This window comes from Prevotella sp. P5-126, from assembly GCF_002251185.1.
Classification (GTDB): Bacteria; Bacteroidota; Bacteroidia; order Bacteroidales; family Bacteroidaceae; genus Prevotella.
This window is the reverse complement of sequence record NZ_NPIZ01000075.1, coordinates 1-22,333: the sequence shown is the minus strand read 5'-3', so window position 1 is coordinate 22,333 and position 22,333 is coordinate 1. Positions and strand designations below refer to the sequence as shown.

The 22,333-nt window shown below is 46.5% G+C and carries 15 protein-coding genes; 10 read left to right on the top strand and 5 right to left on the bottom strand.

Annotated elements, in window-relative coordinates:
• Positions 1-309 precede the first annotated feature (309 nt).
• Complete coding sequence (locus tag CIK90_RS08735; protein WP_254046321.1) at positions 310-741, top strand: Hsp20/alpha crystallin family protein; 432 nt, start codon at positions 310-312, stop codon at positions 739-741.
• A gap of 228 nt (positions 742-969) precedes the next feature.
• Positions 970-1,512 carry a sigma-70 family RNA polymerase sigma factor gene (locus tag CIK90_RS08730; protein ID WP_094464984.1) on the top strand — a complete coding sequence of 181 codons (543 nt, stop codon included), beginning with the start codon at positions 970-972 and terminating at the stop codon, positions 1,510-1,512.
• Between the two features lie 89 nt (positions 1,513-1,601).
• On the opposite strand, the gene CIK90_RS08725 is transcribed toward CIK90_RS08730, so the two are convergent.
• Complete coding sequence (locus CIK90_RS08725; RefSeq protein ID WP_094391285.1) at positions 1,602-3,068, bottom strand: CCA tRNA nucleotidyltransferase; 1,467 nt, start codon at positions 3,066-3,068, stop codon at positions 1,602-1,604.
• Positions 3,069-3,165: 97 nt separating this feature from the next.
• Here CIK90_RS08725 and CIK90_RS08720 point away from each other — a divergent pair, with 97 nt between their 5' ends.
• From CIK90_RS08720 to CIK90_RS14450, 8 genes are all read left to right on the top strand, one after another.
• Positions 3,166-3,624, top strand: coding sequence for a hypothetical protein (locus tag CIK90_RS08720; protein WP_094391286.1), 459 nt, complete (start codon positions 3,166-3,168; stop codon positions 3,622-3,624).
• Between the two features lie 68 nt (positions 3,625-3,692).
• Positions 3,693-4,241, top strand: coding sequence for a DUF1599 domain-containing protein (locus tag CIK90_RS08715; RefSeq protein ID WP_094391287.1), 549 nt, complete (start codon positions 3,693-3,695; stop codon positions 4,239-4,241).
• Positions 4,238-6,310, top strand: coding sequence for a BT_3928 family protein (locus CIK90_RS08710; protein WP_254046320.1), 2,073 nt, complete (start codon positions 4,238-4,240; stop codon positions 6,308-6,310). Before CIK90_RS08715 ends, CIK90_RS08710 begins: the two co-directional genes overlap by 4 nt.
• On the top strand, positions 6,268-6,981 hold the full coding sequence (locus CIK90_RS08705) for an SPOR domain-containing protein (RefSeq protein ID WP_254046319.1): 714 nt from the start codon (positions 6,268-6,270) through the stop codon (positions 6,979-6,981). Before CIK90_RS08710 ends, CIK90_RS08705 begins: the two co-directional genes overlap by 43 nt.
• A complete protein-coding gene (gene folE / locus CIK90_RS08700; RefSeq protein ID WP_094439451.1) occupies positions 6,982-7,563 on the top strand; it encodes a GTP cyclohydrolase I FolE in 582 nt (193 codons plus the stop codon).
• A 36-nt stretch (positions 7,564-7,599) separates the two neighbouring features.
• Entirely contained in the window at positions 7,600-8,175 is a 576-nt protein-coding gene (locus CIK90_RS08695) for a hypothetical protein (protein ID WP_094391290.1), read from the top strand.
• A 357-nt stretch (positions 8,176-8,532) separates the two neighbouring features.
• Complete coding sequence (locus tag CIK90_RS08690) at positions 8,533-10,458, top strand: sialate O-acetylesterase (protein ID WP_371591592.1); 1,926 nt, start codon at positions 8,533-8,535, stop codon at positions 10,456-10,458.
• A gap of 4 nt (positions 10,459-10,462) precedes the next feature.
• Complete coding sequence (locus tag CIK90_RS14450; RefSeq protein ID WP_254046318.1) at positions 10,463-13,363, top strand: family 43 glycosylhydrolase; 2,901 nt, start codon at positions 10,463-10,465, stop codon at positions 13,361-13,363.
• Positions 13,364-14,260: 897 nt separating this feature from the next.
• Here CIK90_RS14450 and CIK90_RS08675 read toward each other — a convergent pair.
• The 4 genes from CIK90_RS08675 to hflX form a co-directional block, all read right to left on the bottom strand.
• Complete coding sequence (locus tag CIK90_RS08675) at positions 14,261-15,904, bottom strand: fumarate hydratase (protein ID WP_094436591.1); 1,644 nt, start codon at positions 15,902-15,904, stop codon at positions 14,261-14,263.
• A 49-nt stretch (positions 15,905-15,953) separates the two neighbouring features.
• A complete protein-coding gene (locus tag CIK90_RS08670; RefSeq protein ID WP_094464982.1) occupies positions 15,954-18,857 on the bottom strand; it encodes a pitrilysin family protein in 2,904 nt (967 codons plus the stop codon).
• Between the two features lie 133 nt (positions 18,858-18,990).
• On the bottom strand, positions 18,991-20,844 hold the full coding sequence (locus CIK90_RS08665) for a DUF4954 family protein (RefSeq protein WP_094391313.1): 1,854 nt from the start codon (positions 20,842-20,844) through the stop codon (positions 18,991-18,993).
• A 76-nt stretch (positions 20,845-20,920) separates the two neighbouring features.
• The gene (hflX, locus tag CIK90_RS08660) at positions 20,921-22,192 is read right to left on the bottom strand and encodes a GTPase HflX (RefSeq protein WP_094464980.1); all 1,272 of its coding nucleotides are present in this window, start codon (positions 22,190-22,192) and stop codon (positions 20,921-20,923) included.
• Positions 22,193-22,333: the final 141 nt, after the last annotated feature.

The window sequence follows — 22,333 nt, the reverse complement described above, 5'->3', positions numbered from 1 at the left end:
ATATAATACATTTAACAATATTTATGCTACGCAACCAATAAATGCCAGATATTTGCCTATAAAAGACGGAAAACATATGTGGTCCATAGTGTTGGTCGGTAATTGTTGTTCGTGAGGAATATAAACGAGTGAATAGCATGCTATTTTATATACAAAACGACAATATGACACACAAAGGTGACAATGTGGCGCGTTTTGTTGGTGTGGCATGAGACTTGCATTAATTGTTAGTGAACGCGGAAGCGAAGGCAGAGGCGCTCGGTAAACAACATATAAAACAGAACAATTAAACAAATAAAATTAGGAGGTATGATTATGTTACCAGTAATGTTTAAAAACAGTTGGTTCCCAACAGTGTTCGATGATTTCTTCAACAGTGATGCAATGGCAACTGCCACAACGACCGCTCCGGCAGTCAACGTCAGAGAAGATCTTAATGAATATACCATGGAGATGGCTGTGCCTGGTATCAAAAAAGAGTATTGTCGTGTACAGTTGACCGATGACGGCAACCTTCATGTAGCCATTGAAAACAAGATGGAACATAAGGATGAGGATAAGAAACAGCATTATCTGCGTCGTGAGTTCAGTTATACAAACTATCAGCAGACTTACACTTTGCCTGACGATGTAGCTAAGGATAGAATTTCTGCTAAGGTTGACAACGGTATTCTTACTGTGGTGATGCCTAAATTGAAGAAGGAAGAGAGTAAAGTGGCACGTGCAATTGAGATTGCATAACGTAGCTGAAAGTATAGTCACTTTAACATAAACGTATGTAGCGGGCTGCAAAATTCGTTTTGCAGTCCGCTATTTTGTTATGTCTGTATCTCCTTGTTTATATAAACTGTTTTTTTTAGTTTTGTTGAATATATGATAAGGGTTTTGCTTGCATGATTGATGAAGTTTGGTGGTTTGCGGAATTATTCGTATCTTTGCAAGGTAGAATAATGACTAAAAATAGCGAATATGACAGATAAAGAAAAACTGATAACAGATAATATGGGGTATGTGGTCACATTGGCGCGCCAATATTCCTGCGAACTTCTTGATACAGATGACTTGGTGAGTGAAGGAACTATCGGTATTATCAAGGCGGCGGAAAAGTTTGATCCGAATCGGGCTAAGCCTTTTGTTACTTTTGCCGCACCTTATATTCGTACCGCCATTGAAGCTGCTATACGTCGAGTGACTGGTGAAGTGACAGTGAAATCGACGGACGAGAGTATCCCTGCAGGGTCACGTAATAATTATACGCTACTAAATGTGTTGGAGGATAAAAACTCGCAACGGGCTGATGTCGAGATGGAACGGGAACTGTTGAAGTCAGACTTAGAGCGTTGTATCTATCTGCTCGACCAGCGCGAGGCAGCAGTCATTAAAAGGTATTTCGGATTAGGTTTTGATCGTATGGCCATGGCGGAAATTGGTGGTGAACTTGGGTTGAAGCGTGAGCGTGTGCGCCAAATACGCGACAAGGCTTTGCGCAAACTGCACAAAGCCTCGTCGTAGAAGATAATGCCGATGGTGGTATGGTACCATTTGGCAGACTGTCACGATCAATAGATTGTAGTGTTGTGATAGTTTCTATTTTTCTATGGTCATTGTTGCTCCTGATGTTCGGTGGAGAGCCCCATGGCATTGGCGCGCTCCATGAGCAGACGCATCAATGGTTCACGTTCATTTTCCACCCGATTGTCGAGTACGGCATCTTTTAGGTATTGTTTGAGTGTTCCCACCTCGCGAGAGGGTTTCAGATGGAACATCTCCATGATTTCGTTGCCGTCAATTACAGGTTGTAACAACCGTTTATAATCCTTTTCTTGTAAATCGGTGAGTTTTTCACGCACCATGCGGAAATTCTCCAAAAACATTTGTTTGCGCACCTCATTCTTTGAGGTGATGTCGGCTTCGCATAGGGTCATTAGATCGTTGATGTCGTCACCGGCATCGTTGAGCAGGCGTCGAACGGCAGAATCGGTTACAATCTCATCGGCAATGGCTATGGGGCGCATGTGCAGTTCTACCATTTTCTGTACGAAACGCATCTCGCTGCCCATAGGCAATTTCAGCCGGCGGAATATCTCCGGCACCATTTTTCCACCAAGATAGTCATGGTTGTGGAAAGTCCATCCAGCCTTAGGCTCCCAACGCTTGGCACGCGTTTTTCCGATATCGTGGAGTAACGCCCCCCATCGCAACCATAGGTTATCGCTATGCTGGCAGACGTTTTCCAGCACTTCCATGGTGTGGTGGAAATTGTTTTTATGAGCCCGGCCTTCTTTCTTTTCTACAATGTCGAGTGCGGAAAGCTCAGGAAGCATGCGCTGTAATAAGCCGCTACGTTGTAGGTATTCGAAGCCAATGCTTGGGTGTGGTGCCATCATGATTTTATTGAGCTCCACCTCGATACGTTCTCCGCTAACAATCTTGATGCGATCTACCATGCGTTCCAAAGCTTCAAACGTATCGTCCTCAATTTGAAAATTGAGCTGAGTGGCGAAACGAATGCAGCGCATCATACGCAAAGGATCGTCGGAGAATGTGATTTCAGGGTCGAGTGGAGTAGCAATAATGCGGTCTTCCATATCGGCAATACCGTCAAATGGATCTACCAATTCGCCGAATCGAGCGTTGTTGAGGCAGATTGCCATAGCATTGATGGTGAAATCTCGACGGTTTTGATCATCTTCCAGCGTACCGTCTTCCACAATAGGCTTGCGTGAATCGTGGCTATAGCTCTCTTTGCGAGCTCCCACAAATTCCACTTCCATATTTCCCATCTTTACTTGTGCTGTGCCAAAATTACGAAATACCGAGAGGTGTGCACGCCATCTGCCAGTCTTTGGGTTTTTTCCCAAATTCTTTTGCAGTTGTCGGGCCACTTCAATGCCACTGCCTACGACAACTACGTCAATGTCGTTGCTGGGGCGTTCGAGGAATATATCACGAACAAATCCGCCCACAACATAACATTCTAACCCCAGTTCGTCGGCGGAAGCACTGATTTGGCGGAATATCGGCTTATCGAGTATTTTAGCCAGTGCAGCGTCTGAATATAGCTTCATGATGGTATGTTTTTCTACTTTGTCATGTGCAAAGGTACGCAAATTTCATCTATTTCGGCTGTTCATTGCGCATTTTTTTGTAACTTTGCACCTTAGAATGACGAAGAAACTGATTATCATACTATCCGCAGTGCTATTTATAGTGGCTTGTGGCAATACCAACAACAAAGCGAAAGCATTGCTCGATGAAGCGCGTTTGGCACTAGACGAACGGCGTTACGATGATGTGCTTGCCAAGATTGACACCTTGCGCAATAAATATCCACGTGCCATTGAAGAGCGAAAACAGGCTTTACCGCTATGGCAAAAAGCAGAACTTTTGCGCACTCAAGACGAACTGGCAGTAGTTGATTCCCTGTTGGCGGTGGTGGGAAGTGCATACAATGAAGTCCGTCAACTGCAAAATCAGGCCGATAAATCAGGTGATCAAGAGGCATGGAAGCGCCACAACCGCACAGCGAATCAGTTGAAAGCGCGTAAAGACTCGCTTCAGAATCGCTTCGATGTGGCATGTGCCAAAATCAAGTATATTCATAAAAAGCAGAAAGAAATATAATAAATAGGTATTTTCCTGACGCTAATCCTTGGTGATATGGTAGGAATTTTTTAATTTTGCAATCGATTATGACAAAAGATAACCACACGACAGAGGCCCAGTTTGAACAGGTGATGAGTGAATGTCGCACCTTGTTCACCAAGAAGTTGCATGATTATGGAGCTTCATGGCGAATACTGCGCCCACAGTCGCTTACCGACCAATTGTTTATCAAGGCCAAGCGCATACGCTCCTTGGAAATTAAGAAGGAATCGCTTGTGGGCGAAGGCATACGACCAGAATTTATAGCCCTCATCAACTATGGCATTATTGGATTGATACAGCTCAGCCACGGATTTTCTGATACTGTCGATATGCAACCCGATGAAGCCCTTGCACTCTATGACAAGTATGCCGATGATGCCTTGCAACTGATGATACGTAAGAATCACGATTATGATGAGGCATGGAGATCCATGCGCGTCAGCAGTTATACCGATTTCATCCTCACCAAAATAGAACGCATCAAAGAGATAGAGAACATCGGTGGAGACACCCTTGTCAGTGAAGGCATTGATGCCAATTACATGGACATCATCAACTATGCCGTCTTTGGAGCAATCAAGTTGAGTGAATGATGGTTAGAAAAATAGCAGTAAACGTTGCCCGTTTGGTCATCGCAATGACATTTATCCTATCAGGATTTGTCAAAGCTGTAGATCCGCTGGGCACACAATATAAGATTGACGACTATCTCAAGGCAATGCAGCTGGGGACATTTCTACCCGATTTCCTCACACTTACTGCATCTGTACTTTTGTCGGCAGTGGAATTTGGATTGGGCATCTGTATGCTCTTTGCTATACGCCGTCGGTTGGTGTCACTACTTGCACTTTGCATGATGATTCCCATGACGGCATTAACACTATGGTTGGCAGTGGCCAACCCTGTCACCGATTGTGGGTGTTTCGGCGATGCTGTCACCCTCACCAATTGGCAGACATTTACAAAAAATGTGGTGCTTCTGGGTTGTGTCGCTATCGTGAGATACAGGCCGCTCGATATGATGCGCTTTGTATCGAAGACCAATCAATGGATTGTGACCAACTATTCGATGCTCTTCATTTTTGCTGTATCGGCATGGTCGCTATATGATTTGCCACAATTTGACTTTCGTCCTTATCATGTAGGAACCAATATCTTGAAGGGAATGGAGATTCCAGAAGGTGCAGAAATGCCAACCTTCGAAACGACATACCTGATGGAGAAGGACGGTAAGAGGCAGACATTCGATATAGACCACTATCCTGATTCTACTTGGACTCTTATCGAGGCCAATACTCGACAACTGACCAAGGGATATGAACCGCCCATCCACGATTTCTATATCAATGACATAGAAACAGGAGAAGACATCACCATGCAACTGTTGGAACAGAAGGGATACCTATTCCTGCTGGTGACACCACATCTTGGGAGTGCAGACGATAGCCAGTTTGACCGCATCAACGAACTCTATGAATATTCGCGCGATCATGGTTACCGCTTCTATGGACTCACCGCAAGCGATGAAAAAGCCATAGGACAATGGCGCGACATGACAGGGGCTGAATACACTTTCTGTCAATCAGACGAAACGGTGTTGAAGACCATCATACGTAGTAACCCAGGACTATTGTTGCTGAAAGACGGAACAATCGTGCGCAAATGGAGTCATAACAATCTGCCACAACTCGATGAAGAACAGGCAAACAAGTCTTTGGAGCAGTTGGATATTGGACATCTGCCAAAAGATACCACTCCAAGAAAGATACTTGATATCGTATTGTGGTATATGTTGCCCCTCTTCCTACTGACCATAGCAGACCGACTCTGGGCTTGGTCGAAATGGATGAAACGCAAAGAAGAAACAAACAAGATATTTAAACTCTTAAGAAAAAAGAAAATGAGAAAGAAAATTGTAGCAGGAAACTGGAAAATGAACCTGAACCTGCAAGACGGTGTGGCTTTGGCCAAAGAACTTAACGAGGCACTTGCTGCCGACAAACCCAATTGTGATGTTATCATCTGCACACCATTCATCCATCTGGCTTCTGTAGCTCAGGTGCTTGATGCCAATGTTATTGGCCTCGGTGCAGAAAACTGCGCTGACAAGGAAAAGGGTGCTTATACCGGTGAGGTTAGCGCTGAAATGGTTAAGAGCACTGGTGCACAGTATGTTATTCTGGGCCACTCAGAGCGTCGTCAGTATTACAGCGAGACTCCAGAGATCCTGAAAGAGAAGGTGCAACTCGCACTGAAGAACGGTCTTAAGGTTATCTTCTGTATCGGTGAAACTCTCGAAGAGCGTGAGGCTAACAAGCAGAACGAAGTAGTGAAGGCTGAACTCGAAGGAAGCGTATTCAACCTCAGCGAGGAAGAATTCCGCAACATCGTTATCGCTTACGAGCCAATTTGGGCTATTGGTACCGGTAAAACCGCTACCGCAGAGCAGGCAGAAGAAATCCATGCCTATATCCGCTCTATCGTAGCAGAGAAGTATGGTGCAACTGTGGCTGATGACACAACTATCCTTTACGGTGGTAGCTGCAAAGCCAGCAACGCTCCTGAACTCTTTGCAAAGCCCGACATCGACGGTGGTCTTATCGGAGGTGCTTCACTAAAATGTGCAGACTTCAAGGGCATTATCGACGCTTGGAAGAAATAAGGCTCAAACCAACCGGACTCAAGATGAAGCATCAGACTCTTCGTCGTGACCGTTGGATAGTCACCATGATTCTGTGTATCGGCATGGCAATCCATGCCGGTGCACAGTCTTTTACACAACGCATCCAGAAGAAAGTGGATGGTCAGGGTACTGTTACTATTCATCATAGTCAGGAGATAGACCGACTGGTCAATGTGCAACCCACATCGCCCAGCAGTACTACAGCAACTAAACCTTCTGCGGATAAGGCTGTGTCAAGTGGCAAATCCAATACTCCGACACCATCAGGTGCAGACAAAAACAGCGGCAACCCTTCTGCTGCTAATTCCCCAATAGCGAAAGTTAATGCGCCGGAGAGTAGCAGTGAAGCAGAGGTCGATATGTCTAAAAAGGTGATGCGTAATGCCCAAAAAGTCATGGGCTATCGTGTACAGGCCTTTGCCGGTGGCAACTCGCGTCAAGATCGTCAGAATGCCGAACGCACCCGCAACGCTATCAAAGCTCACTATCCTCATGTACCTGTCTATGTGCATTTCTATTCTCCTAGATGGATTTGTCGTGTCGGCAACTACCGTACATACGAGGAAGCGCACCATATGTTGGTTAACCTGCAACGGCTTGGCTATAAGCAGGCATCCATTGTGAAAGGAAAAATAACCGTACAGTATTAAATGAATCCAGAAACAGAATATAGAGAAGGACTTGACCAGTTGGCCGAGCACTACCATGAAGTGTTGTCGCTACTGGGTGAAGATCCCGAACGAGAGGGATTGCTTAAGACCCCCATGCGTGTGGCAAAGGCCATGCAGATATTGACACGTGGCTACAAAATGGACGCTCATAAAGTGCTGACTGATGCACTTTTCAAGGAAGATTATAGTCAGATGGTCATTGTCAAGGACATCGATTTCTTTTCATTGTGTGAACACCATATGTTGCCTTTCTATGGTAAAGTGCATGTGGCGTATATTCCAAATGGATATATTACTGGCCTTTCAAAGATTGCCCGTGTAGTAGATATCTTTAGTCATCGCCTTCAAGTGCAAGAGCGTATGACCCTGCAAATTAAGGAATGTATCGAACAGACCTTGCATCCGCTAGGTGTGATGGTTGTGGTCGAGGCTCAGCACATGTGTATGCAGATGCGTGGTGTAGAGAAAATAAACTCTATCACTACCACGAGCGACTTCAGTGGTGCCTTCAACCAGGCCAAAACTCGCCAAGAATTCATGAACCTCATCCATAATAAGTAACTCCTAATCATTCATAAAACTAATAAACATACACCCATGGCAGCCAATCAGAAAGAATCATACAAGACCAATCAGAACCTTCTGCAAGAGTTCTATCACAGTTGTTTCGGCAAGATTATAATCCTGTTGCTGATGATGGCACTGTTGCTGTTTGTGGCATTGATTACCCGTCCTACAAAGCAGCAGATGCTCGATGAGATGGAAGACAACATTCGCGAATGCCTCCAGGAAAACGATAGCATCAAGGCAGATGGCGTTGATGATGTTGTCAACAACTTCTGCAACATCTTCACAACTGCCGGTGAGTTAGCCTCCGACAGTGATGTCGTTGCTGCTTACAAGAAGTTTAACCGTTTGGAAGTATACCAGCATCCATTCTATTCTACCGCACACATTATTAATAATATTCATCCCAGTGGCGTCCGTGTCGGTATCGGTGTGTTTGGTGTTGTCATTCCTACGGTGAGTTATAAGGATTTGATACTATTTGTCAGTCCAATCAAGAACTACAACAAGACACATATTATCACTCCACCGGTTATTACCGATGATGACTTGGGTGAGAATCCCAATGTGCAGGAATACCATTATTTGGGTGATCCTGATCAGTAACTGTCAACAGAAGCGGCCTTCTCATAGTGTCGCACGACTGATATATTCATTTATTCCCAGTTGCACCTATGGTGTGGAAGGGATATTATTATCCCTACCATCATCTGTTGCTTTTGGGTATTTGAAAACTATTTTTTGACCTCATGAACAATTTTGGATAAAAGGTGTAACATAAGACAAAGACCGCACGTGGAATAATTGCTATATTTGCAAACGAAAGCCGTTGCGCTGACTGCTGACTGTATGAAGAAATCCACAGTGCGTTTGTCATGGGACGGCAGGTAGTGATACTAATTCAAACCTAAAATACCAATAATGATGAAAAGACTCAAACTTATTATCAGTATGTTGCTGTTGATGATATTGCATGTCAGTGCATCGTCAGCAGACCAGACGGTCTTATCGGTTGGAGTAGATCCTAATTTCCAAATCTATCTCTGCTTGGGACAGTCAAACATGGAAGGCAATGCCACTCCTGAGGCATGTGACCGTGTAGGTGTAAATCCCCGCTTTGTGTCGATGAATGTATTTGACGATGAAAAGGCTGGATGGCACAAATTCCAATGGCGCACAGCTGTTCCGCCATTGGTAGCACCTCAGACAGGTCTTACTCCTGCCGATTACTTCGGTCGTCGCATGGTGGATTTTCTGCCCGAAGAAGTCAGGGTGGGTGTGGTAATGGCAGCTGTTGGCGGCGCCAGCATCGACCTGTTTGACAAGCGCCTCTATAGCGATTACCTCAAGAAACAGCCCGATTGGATGAAAAACTTTGCTCGCCGCTATGATGGCAACCCTTATGCTTGCTTGATAGCAGCCGCTCGTGAGGCCATGAAGCAAGGTGTCATTAAGGGAATACTCTTCCATCAGGGTGAGACCAATACTGCCGATCCAACATGGCCAGCACGTGTAAAAACGGTCTATGATGATATTCTTGCCGACCTCGGCCTGCAAGCAGTCGACGTCCCATTGCTGATGGGCGAGGTGGTTCAGACCGATCAGGGAGGACACTGTGGTTCACACAATGCTATCATAGATGATATTGCCAAGACCATACCAACCGCTCATGTGATATCGTCGAAGGATTGCCCTCAGCGTGGCGATGGACTGCATTTCACCGCGGAAGGCTATCGAATCCTTGGCAAACGCTATGCCGATGTAATGCTTCAACTATTGGGTGCCCCCAAGCAGATGCATGCTTCTGCCAAAAAAGGTAGTTTGGCAGAAAATGCTATTGAAGGCAACGAATTTCCTCGCATTGATGCCCAGCATCGTGCTTATTTCCGTCTGCATGCTCCCGAAGCACGTGATGTGAAGGTAGATATCTGTGGCAAGAAATATCCCATGTTGCGCGATTCCAACGGCGAATGGTATGGAGTGACCGATCCGTTGGTTGTTGGTTTCCACTATTATGTCTTCAATGTAGATGGTGTCTCGGTTACTGATCCTGCTTGTGATACTTATTTCGGATGCCACCGTCTGATGAGCGGTTTGGATGTTCCTGAAGGTGACGAGGGTAACTATTACCATCCCCAACAGGGCGTGGCACAGGGACAAGTACGCTCTTGCACTTATTTTGCAGCTTCGCAAGGCAAGTTCCGTCGCGCCATGGTATATACGCCAGCCGAATACGAACGTAATAAGAGCAAGCGCTATCCTGTGCTCTATCTGCAGCATGGCATGGGTGAAGATGAAACCGGATGGAGTCATCAAGGCCACATGAACCATATTCTCGACAATCTGATAGCCACTGGCGAGTGTGTGCCCATGATAGTTGTTATGGAGAGTGGTGATGTGAAAGCGCCCTTCGTACCTAAGCGTGGAGCGACTCCTGATGCATCGCGCAACGGTTATGGTGCATCGTTCTATCAGGTTCTCAACGACGACCTCATCCCGATGATAGACAAGACCTTCCGTACTAAAACCGATCGCGAAAGTCGTGCAATGGCAGGACTGTCTTGGGGCGGTTTCCAAAGTTTCAATACCGTATTGACCCATCTCGACCGGTTTGCATATCTTGGAACCTTTAGTGGTGCCATATTCGGTGTTGATGTAAAGACCTGTCACAACGGTGTGTTTGCCGATGCTGACCGCTTCAACAAGCAGATGAAGTATATGTTCATGGGTTGCGGTACGGAGGAAAACTTCGGTACAGGCAAGATGGTCAACGACCTGAAGGCCCTTGGCATCAATGTTACTTATTATGAGTCGAAGGGTACTGCCCACGAATGGCTCACCTGGCGTCGTTGTCTTCGCCAGTTTGTTCCACACCTTTTTAAGAAATAAAACGATGAAATCAAACAACAACATTCTTTTTCTCGCCACAGCTTTGGCATCCTCTACTGTAGCCTTGGCACAGAATCCTATTATTCAAACCCAGCTGACTACCGATCCAGCTCCTTTGGTGTGTGGTGACCGCATCTATGTATATACCGGCCACGATGAAGACCATGCCGATTTCTTCTGGATGAATGAATGGCGTGTGTATTCTTCAACCGATATGGTCAACTGGACTGACCATGGTTCACCACTCAATCAATCGTCATTTGCTTGGGCTGACGACAGGGCATGGGCAGCACAGGCAATCGAGCGCAATGGAAAGTATTATTGGTATGTCTGTGCCCACTCCAAAATAACCGGTGGCATGGCTATCGGTGTGGCTGTAGGCGACACACCGACAGGTCCTTTCCGTGATGCCTTAGGCAAACCATTATTCGATAACGGTTCGTGGGACAATATAGACCCCACGGTTTTGATAGATACCGATGGTCAGGCATACCTCTATTGGGGCAATCCGCATCTCTACTGTGCCCGTCTTAACGATGATATGATATCTATCCGTGGCGAAGTGGAACGCATCGAACAGCGTGTTGAAGGCTTCGGCGCTCCCGATATGGAAAAGCGCGACAAAAATGTAAAATACAAAGATTGCTATACTGAAGGTCCATGGATTAGTAAGCGTGGCAACAACTATTACATGCTCTATGCCGCAGGTGGAGTGCCCGAACATATTGCTTATTCTATGAGCAAGACGCCTACAGGACCTTGGAAATACATGGGCAACATCATGCCACTGCAGGACACAGGTTCGTTTACCAACCATTGTGGTGTAGCTGATTTCAAGGGACATTCCTATTTCTTCTATCATACCGGCAAGTTGGGAGGTGGCTTTGGTCGCAGCGTAGCAGTTGAAGAGTTTACCTATCAACCAGATGGAACATTCCCTATCATCAATGCTACAGCCGAAGGAGTGCGTCCTATAGGTACCCTTTACCCATACAATCGTGTGGAAGCAGAGACTATGGCATGGTCGAAGGGCGTTAAGTCAGAGTGGAATGAAGATACCGGTGTGTATCTTTCAGATATTCATAATGGCGATTATATCAAAGTGCGTGAAGTGGATTTCGGTCAGCAACAACCGTTGCGTTTCGAAGCTCGTGTGGCAAGCGCCCTACAAGGCGGATGGATTGAAGTGCGTACCGACAGCGTGGCAGGTCCACTTGTGGCACAAGTGAAAGTGCCCTATACCGGTGGATGGGAGAAGTGGCAGACTGTAGAGACACTTGTAGAGCGTCCTCTTGTGGGCAAACACGATCTCTATTTCGTATTCAAAGGCCTGAAAGGTCTCAAACTCTTCACCTTCGACTGGTGGCGTTTCGATCAGAATCAAGTGGCAGCAGAAGGCATGATGCACAATCCTGTGCTGTGGAGCGACGTGCCCGATCCCGATGTGATTCGTGTGGGTGACACCTATTATATGGTCAGCACCACCATGCATCTCATGCCCGGAGCTCCTATCATGGCTTCGAAAGATCTGGTCAACTGGGAGATTGTCAACTATATCTTCCCCCGACTGACCGGCTCGCCACGTTACGATATGCGCGAAGGTACTGTCTATGGGCGTGGTCAGTGGGCCACTTCGCTGAAATATCACAATGGCAAATTCTATGCACTCTTTGCACCAAACGATAATTCTGACGGTGAAACCTATCTCTGTGTGGCTGACCGTGCAGAGGGAGAATGGACCATTCATAGCCGTATGCGACACTTCCACGACGCTACGTTGATGTTCGACGATGACGGAAAGGGCTATATCGTGTATGGTACAGGAGAAATCATGCAACTCAATGACGATTTGACCGATGTGATAGAAGGCAGTCATCATATACTTTTCAAACGCGATAAAACCGAAACCAACCTACTTGAAGGCTCTCGCATGATTAAGCACAATGGTAAATACTACCTGCTGATGATATCTTTGACCAATGGACATCCGCGTCGTGAAGTGTGCTATCGTGCAGACCATATCTACGGTCCATACGAGAAAAAGGTTATTCTTGAAACCGAATTTGGAGGTAAAGGCGGTGTGGGACAAGGCACCATTGTCGATACACCCGACGGACGTTGGTATGCTATCATCTTCCAAGACCGTGACGGAGTGGGGCGCACACCAACGCTCGAACCCGTTCGCTGGCTCGACGGATGGCCTATCTTGACCGATTGGGATGGTAAGATTCCCTATTTAATGCCTGTTCCTGTGAAGGGATTTGAGAAGAAATCCATAGTCTATAGCGACCATTTTGACAGCGATAAGTTGGCGCTGCAATGGCAGTGGAACCACAATCCAGTGGATGAGGCATGGTCGCTGACCGATCGCAAAGGTTGGCTCCGACTGAAGACATCACGCATCGCACCACACATCTTCCTTGCTCCCAATACGCTGACAAACCGTACCGAGGGTCCTGCATGCCAAGGAACAATACATCTGGATCTGAGCAATATGAAGGATGGCGACGTGGCTGGACTCTCTGCCTTCCAAGGCGATGCAGCCTTACTGTCGGTTGTGAAGAAAGGCAAACGCCTATATATTGTAGCAACGAAAGAGTCGGTGGAGTTGACCGATAAGGATAAAGCTGTTGTGGGTGTAAAACGAGAGGAAGTGTTCCGTCGCGAACTCAAGGGCAAAGAGGTTTGGTTGCGCATGGCGTGCGACTTCCGATTGGGCAAAGACCTTGCCACACTGTCGTACAGCGCAGATGGTAAACAATGGACAGATGCCATCAAAGATTTCCGTATGATTTATGATTATCGCCGATTGTTTATGGGCACACGTTTCGCTATCTATAACTTTGCCACACGTCAGACAGGTGGATGGGTCGATGTGGATAGCTTCGACTATCAGCGTGACTGATAGACTGTAACCTGCAAGATAACATCTAAACATATAAGATGGTTCGTCCGATGCTGTCGGACGAACCTCTTTTATTTCTATACGCGCACGCGCACGCGATGTCGCAAGAAATCGACCACTCGACCACCAGCGTGTTGTAACAGGTTGAGCAATATTGTCTTATGTTGGTGGTCGAATCGTTTTTGATGGGTGTTTTCGACCACCTTTCGACCACCACAAGTGTTGTTTGTTGTAAGCGTGAGGTTGTCATAAAGACGATGTTTGTATTTTGCCAGAGTAAATCATGATGCTGAAAATGTTTACCAAATGTTTGGCAATACCTTGGCCCTATATTTGGCAATACTTTTGTCTAACGTTTAAAAGACTTCTTTCCAATGTTTGAAAAGACTTCTTTCCAATGTTTGAAAAGACTTCTTTCTAACGTTTGATAATACTTTTATCCAACGTTTGACAATACTTTTATCCAACGTTTGACAATACTTTTATCCAACGTTTGATAATACTTTTATCCAACGTTTGATAATAATTTTATCAGCGGTTTGAAAAACTCTGAAAATATCGTTCGCTTTGAAGATGGTCGTGTTGCCAACAATTTTTATAGTGTGGTCGAAGCATGGTCGAAAATACCGTAGCAACCGCCATCGACCACAGCTTAAGATATTGAATAGTAGTGTTTTGAGCTTTTGGTGTGGTCGTGTGGTCGAATATTTTTGAAAACTGAAAAAAATATATGCCCTTATGGTATCTTTGCGTGTTGCGCTATTGTCTGAAAGAGGAACAGGCATTTAGGAATAAAAAATTGATTTACCCGGCAATTCACGTGGAATTGCCGAGTAAATCAACATGTTTTCCCCTTTTGTAAGGAGTTGGGTTATAGCTTAGAACCCCATATTGCCATTAGGCTTTGCAAGGTGTCCAAGGCTTCAACTGCTTGAAGAAATCGTTGCCCTTGTCGTCAACAAGGATGAATGCGGGGAAGTCTTCAACAGTGATTTTCCAAATGGCTTCCATACCCAGTTCGGGATATTCCACACATTCGATGCTCTTGATGCTCGACTGAGACAGTACAGCAGCCACACCACCGATAGTGCCGAGATAGAATCCACCATGCTTCTGACAAGCATCGGTAACCATCTGTGAACGGTTGCCCTTGGCTATCATCACCAGTGAACCACCGTGATCCTGGAACTCATCAACGTATGGGTCCATGCGGTTGGCTGTGGTTGGTCCCATTGAACCGCAAGGATAACCCTCTGGAGTCTTAGCAGGACCAGCGTAGAGCACGGGATAGTCTTTGAAATACTGTGGTAGGTCTTCACCTGCATCGAGGCGTGCCTTGAGCTTGGCATGGGCGATGTCGCGTGCCACGATGATGGTACCTTTCAGGTTGACGCGAGTAGATACGGGATATTTAGACAGTTCGGCACGAACAGCATCAATACCCTTGTCGAGGTCAATCTCGATACCCTTGGTGCCTTCGCCCGGATTGCGCAGTTCCTCAGGGATAAGCTCTGTGGGGTTCTCATCCATCTTCTCCAACCAGATACCGTCGCGGTTGATCTTAGCCTTGATATTGCGGTCTGCCGAACAGCTGACACCCATACCGATGGGGCATGATGCGCCGTGGCGAGGCAGACGGATCACGCGGATGTCGTGAGCCAGAGCCTTACCGCCAAACTGTGCACCCAGTCCAATCTTGTGGGCTTCGTCGAGGAGTTTTGCCTCAAGGTCGATATCGCGGAAAGCGCGTCCTGTCTCATCACCAGTGGTAGGCAGGTTGTCGTAGTACTTGATACTTGCCAGTTTCACTGTCAGCAAGTTTTTCTCTGCTGAAGTTCCACCGATAACAAATGCGATGTGGTAAGGAGGACATGCAGCAGTTCCGAGGCTCTTCATCTTCTCTACGAGGAATGGTAACAGCGTGCCTTCATTCTGAATGGTGGCCTTGGTCATGGGGTAGAAGTAGGTCTTGTTGGCAGAACCACCACCCTTGGCAACCATCACAAAGCGATATTCGGCACCCTCTGTAGCCTCGATGTCAATCTGTGCGGGAAGGTTGCAACGGGTGTTGACTTCGTCGTACATGTTGAGCGGGGCGTTTTGAGAATAACGCAGATTGTCCTGTGTGAAAGTGTTATATACACCAAGGCTGAGGGCTTCCTCATCCTCAAATCCGGTCCATACCTGCTGACCTTTCTCACCATGGATAATGGCTGTGCCGGTGTCCTGACAGAAAGGAAGAACACCTTTGACAGCTGTTTCGGCATTGCGCAGGAACTGCAAGGCTACATACTTGTCGTTTTCAGACGATTCAGGATCGGTAAGAATCTGGGCTACCTGCTCGTTGTGGGCGCGACGCAGCATAAACTCTACATCGTGGAATGCCTGCTGAGCCAACAGCGTCAGGGCTTCTTTCGATACTTTTACGATTTCTTTACCCTCAAATTCAGCTGTGCTGACGCCTTCTTTCGAGAGCAGTCTGTACTCAGTGTCGTCCTTGCCCAACTGGAACATAGGGGCATACTTGAATTCTGGATTCATATTCGTTTAGTTTTTTATAATGAATAATTAATACCTGTTGATTGGTTTATCAATAACCGAAGATATCCTCAAGAGTGAGTTTCTTTACTGGTGCTATGCGCTCCAGAACCTTCATATCGAGCTCTTTGTCATTGCCAAGGATCATGTAGCGATAGGGTTTACCGGCTGCTTGTGATTTCTCGAAATTCACAATGTCCTGTAGCGTTACTCGCTGTACATCCTTGTAGATGGTCTCGTTGATATCGTAGTCGAATCCCAATTTGCGCATGCTGAAGTAACGGTCGATAACCGATGACTTGGTGACGCGCTGGCTGGCAAGACGCTTGATGACGGCATCCTTGGCAATATTGAAGGCTGCTTCGCTCTGTGGGATGGTATCGAGAATGTTGTGGAACTCGCTGATGCAATCGCCCATCTTATCGTTTTGAGTGATGATATTTGCAAAGAAACTCTCCTTGTCGCTCTTCTTTGAAGGGCGGGTATATACGGCTCCGGCGCTATAGGCAAGACCGCGTGCTTCGCGCATCTCCTGGAATACGATGCTGTTCATACCGCCACCGAAGTATTCGTTGAATACGGAAATCTTTCCTGCATCGGCAAGATTGAAGGGACGGCCTTCATTGTGGTACATGCGGAAATAGATGTTTTTGGCATCAAACGGTGCCATCAACACTTCGTTTGTTGGAGTCTGAGTGGCTTGATAGGGAGTGGCATGGGGCACGTCCTGAAGTTTTTTGGGAGTGGCGTGCAACTTTGTGATAACGGCTGTCATGTCTTTCAACTCCATCGGACCATAGTAGTAGAGCTCATGCTTCATGTTGCGGAGACCTTTGATGAGATCGAGCAACTCCTGTGGATTGGTATTGCGCAACTGGTCGGCACTCATCATGTCGGTATATATATTACGGCTACCATATACACCATAAGCGTATAGATGTTCGGCGCAGTTACGTTGGTCTTTCTTGTCATCGTCGCGCTCTTTCAAGATGAGCGATACGAACTGGTCGTAGGATGCTTGGTCGGCTTTAGCATTTTGGAGCACATTCTCCATCAGTGACAGTGCTTCTGCCATATTCTCACTCAAGCCGTTCAGACGGATGGTGATACGGTTGCCAGATACACTAATTCCATAGTCACAACCCAGCTTGTAGAACTTGCGTTTAAGTTCTGCCACCGAGTATTTATCGGTTCCAACATAGTTCAGATAGTTGCTTGCCATATCGTAACGGTTGTCGTCTTGATTACCGAAATCGTAGGCGAAACCGAGATAGAAGAGACCATTATCGGTGTTCTTCTTATAGACAACGGGTATGCCTTTCTTGGTGGTGGCAAGGGTCAGGTCTTTCTTGAAATCCACAAAGACGGGTTGGATGGGCGTCACCTCTGTGTTCTGAATGTCTTTCACAAACTGGCTCACCATGTCGCGGTTGGCAGGAATAGGAGTGATGGCAGGCTTGTCAATCTTCTTGGCAAGACTGTCGGTGCCCTGTGTTTTGTAGATTACAGCATAACCGTTGGTGAAGAAACGATTGGCAAAAGCCACAATATCCTGCTTTGTCATCTTCTCAATGCGTGCAATGCTATTGGCATGCTGTTGCCAACTGTCACCATTGACAAACGAGTTGACCATCTCTGAGACGCGCCATCTGTTGTTGTCGAGTGCTTGCATATATTTGCGCTTGAGATTGTTGACGATAGAAGGCAACAGGTCATCGTCGATGTTTCCTTTCTTCAGATTATCCAATTGGGCTACCATCAGATCCTTTACCTCTTCCAGTGTCTGGCCCTGACGGGGAACGCCATAGAGTACAAAGCTGGAGTAGTCTTGTTGAGTTTGACAGAAAGCCTGTGCTACCATAACCTTCATAGGCTGATTGAGGTTTGTGTCGAAGAGTCCGGCACGACCGTTGCTCAGCATAGAAGAAATGACGTCAAGGGTGTCGGACTGCAGAGATGCTGCCTTTTCGCCACGCCATGCCACACAGACAAAGGCTGCCTGCTGACCAACGATAGTTGTATCGGACGGAGTGGTCAATACTGGTTGGGCAGGGAATATTGGTTGGCTGACATCCTGACCGGGTTGCATAGTGCCGAAATACTTGTCGATGATGGCTACTACCTGATCGGGATCGAAATCACCAGCCATACAGATCGCCATATTGTTGGGCACATACCACTTCCTGAAATAGTTCTTGATATTGGTGATGGAAGGGTTCTTCAGGTGATTCTGGGTACCGATGGTAGTCTGTGTGCCATAGGGATGGGTTGGGGTAAGTTTCTTGCCAATGGCGCTCCAAAGTTTGTCGTTATCGTCGGTGAGATAGATATTGTACTCCTCATAAACGGCCTCAAGTTCGGTATGGAAGCCGCGAATTACCATATTCTGAAAACGATCAGACTGAATCTTGGCCCAGTTGTCAATCTCGTTGGAGGGAATATCTTCTGTATAGCAGGTCACATCGTTGCTGGTATAAGCATTGGTACCCTGTGCGCCGATGGTTGACATGAGTTTGTCATACTCGTTGGGGATGAAGTAGCGGGCTGCTATTTGGCTCACGCTGTCTATCTCGTGGTAGGCCTGCTTGCGTGCCATGGCATCGGTCAGTTGGCGGTAACGCTCATAACGAGCCTCGATGTCGGCAAGCAATGGTGCTTCGGATTCGGCATTATTGGTACCGAAATGGTTGGTGCCTTTAAACATCAGATGCTCCAGATAGTGGGCGAGACCCGTGGTTTCGGCAGGATCGTTCTTCGAACCGGTGCGAACGGCGATGTGTGCCTCAATACGTGGCTTATCTTTGTTGACGCTAAGATAAACCTTCAGACCGTTGTCAAGCGTGTAGATGCGGGTTTTCGTCATGTCGCCGCTGACGGTCTCAAACTTGTAGTCCTTAGCTGCCGCTGTGGTGGCAACAGCAAGTGCCAACAGGGAGAGGATACTCTTTAATTTCATATGCGGATGTTTTATATTTTGTTCTGTTATTCTTCCAGATGTTTTGCCTACTTCCGATGTTTGCGGATTGAGAAGCGTGTGAGTTGTCTTTTTGTTGTTCTGCGTCGCTGCAACACTTAGCTATCGTATCGGCTTAGTCTTCAAAGTCTATTTCGTGATCGAGTTTTGTGATGAAATCATCGAATACAGACTGTTCTACATCGCCCATGGCAAACTCTTTCTCGGCATCCTTACGAATCTCTGCCACCCATGCACGACGTGCGCGGATATAGTCTTCGCGGATGCGGGGCAGGTCGCTATCGCTCAGTTCGTCGAGTCCATAGTAGTCGAGAATGAGACGATAGGTCCAGGTCCACTGGTATTGGCGATAGTGGTTGTCGATATCGATAAAGCGGTCGAGAATCTCTTTGATGCTTTCAATGTTGCCATTCTTGATATCATCAATAAGTCGTTCCTCTTCGCTGATGGGCAAGAGAAGGCCTGAGAGATCTGTCCAGTGGCCCAAACCGATATCTGATGTTGGTTTGCCGAGGAATCCGCCTTTGATGGCGCGCTTTAGAACGGCACCCATATAGATGCGAAGTGCAATATCGTAATACTTAATGCCTTTGCGTAGCGATGTGGCATTGATGATGTATTCATGGTAGTTGTATGAAGATACGTTGTCACCTCCGGCTTGGCGAAGTGCTTCAAGGATTTTCTTGCCTTGCACGATTTCGCCCACGGTAAAGGGTGATAGCCAGTCGAAGTTGATGATGCTCTTACGACAGGAGGCGGCACGCTTGTCACGCTTGGGCCACTTCTTGATGTCGCGGTAGAGACCTACCGTGGTGATGTTGCGTCCAGGTACGATATACATGGTGTCGCCGTAAGCCAGCAGATAGGCGAAAGGCAGACAACGCATGTCGGGGTGGTTCATCAGTTTGCCGAAACATACGGAGAAGGCTCCAATCTTTGCTGGCATAAGGACATAGGCACCACTGGCCGTCTTGGTGCCGCGTTCCAGAGTGCCGTAATGTAATGGTCCCATTTTGTAAGCATGGTTGGAGAAATTGGTGTTTGAACCGGCATTATAGAACGAAAACTCGCCGCCGATGAGCAAACTTGATTTGTGGTGGGAGGCTGAGAATGGTCCGCAAAAGGCAGCACATGCCTCACCGTTGGCCATATAGGAATTGGCAAAGAAGACGCTGGCTTGGGCTGTGAATCCGTTGGCCACCTGACAGGCTTCGCCTACAAAACAGTCTTGCATCTTGACAGAATTGGTGATACTGCAACCATTGGAAATGATGGAGTTTTCGCAGATTACACCTGTGCCAATATATACAGAGGCATCTTTCGAACTGAGGATCGTGCAATCGCTCAATCGTGATGCGCCATTGATCTCACAGTCATCTTTCACAACCGTATTGGTAATCTCCTTGGTATTGATAATCTTTACGTTGTTGCCGATGGTACCACGGTCGGGAAGGGAGAAACGCACTTCTTCGCGGATGAGACGAGTAATCTTCTCTTTTAATACCTTATCGTTGAAGTGTTTCACCATGAAAGCGGCTAACTGGGAGTTGAGGTCATGGAAAAGCACCAAGTTTCCATCGCCCATTTCGTTTAGCACCGATATCATGTGGTCTTCACCATAGGTGGCTCCCTCTGTCGTCTCCATTGTTGATACGTTAGAGATATAACAGTTGTCGCCGATGGTATAGTTGTTGATGAAATTGCCAATCTTCTCTATCAGACAGTTGTCACCAATGGTTACGTTGCGAAGTGTGGCATCGTTAATGCCTGCATGTTTGGTAAATCCCTTTGTGACTTCTACTTGAAGGTCGAATACGCCAAGCCGAATGTCGCCATAAAACATCACGCGGTGGAATCCGTATGGTGAGAAATCATCTGCCACTTTAACGCTTTCCCAATTTTCTGCCCAGCAGTTATTCCGTTCGAGGACGTCTATTTCCTCTTGGGTCAATTGTCTGTAATCTCTCATTTCTATCTGTGTTTGATTGTACATGCTTTACTTTGTTGTTGTATGTTCTATATGACGTTTTTGCTCACAATGCTTCTTATTCCTCTACTTGATAGAGAAAATCGTTGTAGGGATATTTCTGTACATGGAGTTGGCGAACCTTTTGATAGAGGATCTCACGAAGCGTGTCGATGTTTTGCTTTTCTTTGGCTGATATAAAAAGACAGTCTCCCTGCATTTTTGCCATCCAGGTTTTCTTCAATTCATCGAGTGTCACATTCTCTTTGGTAGAGGGAGTGAGGTCGTCTGCCTCTTTTTCTATCCAGGTGTAGGCATCAATCTTGTTAAATACAATCATTGACGGTTTGTCGGCACAGCCTAAATCGGATAAGGTTTTCTCCACAACTTTTATCTGTTCCTCAAAGTCGGGATGCGAGATATCTACCACATGTACCAATAAATCGGCCTCGCGCACTTCATCAAGAGTGGATTTGAAGGAATCTACCAAGTCGGTTGGCAACTTACGGATGAAACCTACTGTATCGGCAAGTAGGAAAGGGAGATTGTCGATAACCATCTTGCGTACTGTGGTATCGAGCGTGGCGAATAGCTTGTTTTCTGCAAACACATCGCTCTTAGAAAGCAGATTCATCATGGTCGATTTTCCTACGTTCGTATATCCCACCAAGGCTACACGAATCAGGCGACCGCGGTTTTTACGTTGGGTGGTTTTCTGCTTGTCGATTTCTACTAAACGTTGTTTCAATAGCGTAATACGGTGCAGAATGATACGGCGGTCCATCTCCAACTGTGTTTCACCAGGACCACGAAGACCAACACTACCTTTACCACCACCGCTACCAGAGCCGCCGCCTTGGCGTTCCAAGTGGGTCCACAGGCGTTGCAGACGAGGCAACATATAGCGATACTGTGCCAATTCTACTTGTGTTTTAGCTTCGGCGGTCTGTGCGCGCATGGCGAATATATCAAGAATCAACGAGGTGCGGTCGAGAATCTTTACTTTCAGTTCAGCCTCGATATTGCGCATCTGTTTGGCAGACAGCTCATCATCGAATATCACCATACCTACAGGTTGGGTTTCGCCGGTTGGGTCGTCGTCGGCAGCATCCTCTTGCATTTTGATATATTGCTTGATTTCTTCCAGTTTTCCCTTACCCACATAGGTAACCTGGCTGGGGCCTTGCACCTTCTGTGTGAAGCGTTTCACGGTGACGGCTCCTGCTGTATCCGCAAGGAATTCCAGTTCGTCAAGGTATTCTTTGGTCTTTGCCTCATCCTGCTCCTGAGTGATAAGTCCCACGAGTACGGCGGTTTCGGCCTTGACTTCTGAAATAACAAATTCTTTCATTTAGTATTTTTTTATATTATTTTATTTAATGTGGAAAAATAAAAATAAAATTCCGATTTTTAGGGTTCTTTTTTAAAAAAAAAACTTTAGCATGTATATTTTTTTTGAATTTATACTACCTTTTCGTTTCAAAAATTAAAA

Bases quoted from the DNA above. Each gene is read 5' to 3' on its own strand.
- CIK90_RS08705 (WP_254046319.1), top strand. From the start codon at position 6,268: ATGTGCAGACTTCAAGGGCATTATCGACGCTTGGAAGAAATAAGGCTC.
- CIK90_RS08710 (WP_254046320.1), top strand. From the start codon at position 4,238: ATGATGGTTAGAAAAATAGCAGTAAACGTTGCCCGTTTGGTCATCGCA.
- CIK90_RS08720 (WP_094391286.1), top strand. From the start codon at position 3,166: ATGACGAAGAAACTGATTATCATACTATCCGCAGTGCTATTTATAGTG.
- CIK90_RS08725 (WP_094391285.1), bottom strand. From the start codon at position 3,068: ATGAAGCTATATTCAGACGCTGCACTGGCTAAAATACTCGATAAGCCG.
- CIK90_RS08735 (WP_254046321.1), top strand. From the start codon at position 310: ATGATTATGTTACCAGTAATGTTTAAAAACAGTTGGTTCCCAACAGTG.
- CIK90_RS08670 (WP_094464982.1), bottom strand. From the start codon at position 18,857: ATGAAATTAAAGAGTATCCTCTCCCTGTTGGCACTTGCTGTTGCCACC.
- CIK90_RS08695 (WP_094391290.1), top strand. From the start codon at position 7,600: ATGGCAGCCAATCAGAAAGAATCATACAAGACCAATCAGAACCTTCTG.
- hflX (WP_094464980.1), bottom strand. From the start codon at position 22,192: ATGAAAGAATTTGTTATTTCAGAAGTCAAGGCCGAAACCGCCGTACTC.
- CIK90_RS14450 (WP_254046318.1), top strand. From the start codon at position 10,463: ATGAAATCAAACAACAACATTCTTTTTCTCGCCACAGCTTTGGCATCC.
- CIK90_RS08675 (WP_094436591.1), bottom strand. From the start codon at position 15,904: ATGAATCCAGAATTCAAGTATGCCCCTATGTTCCAGTTGGGCAAGGAC.
- CIK90_RS08690 (WP_371591592.1), top strand. From the start codon at position 8,533: ATGATATTGCATGTCAGTGCATCGTCAGCAGACCAGACGGTCTTATCG.
- folE (WP_094439451.1), top strand. From the start codon at position 6,982: ATGAATCCAGAAACAGAATATAGAGAAGGACTTGACCAGTTGGCCGAG.
- CIK90_RS08665 (WP_094391313.1), bottom strand. From the start codon at position 20,844: ATGAGAGATTACAGACAATTGACCCAAGAGGAAATAGACGTCCTCGAA.
- CIK90_RS08730 (WP_094464984.1), top strand. From the start codon at position 970: ATGACAGATAAAGAAAAACTGATAACAGATAATATGGGGTATGTGGTC.
- CIK90_RS08715 (WP_094391287.1), top strand. From the start codon at position 3,693: ATGACAAAAGATAACCACACGACAGAGGCCCAGTTTGAACAGGTGATG.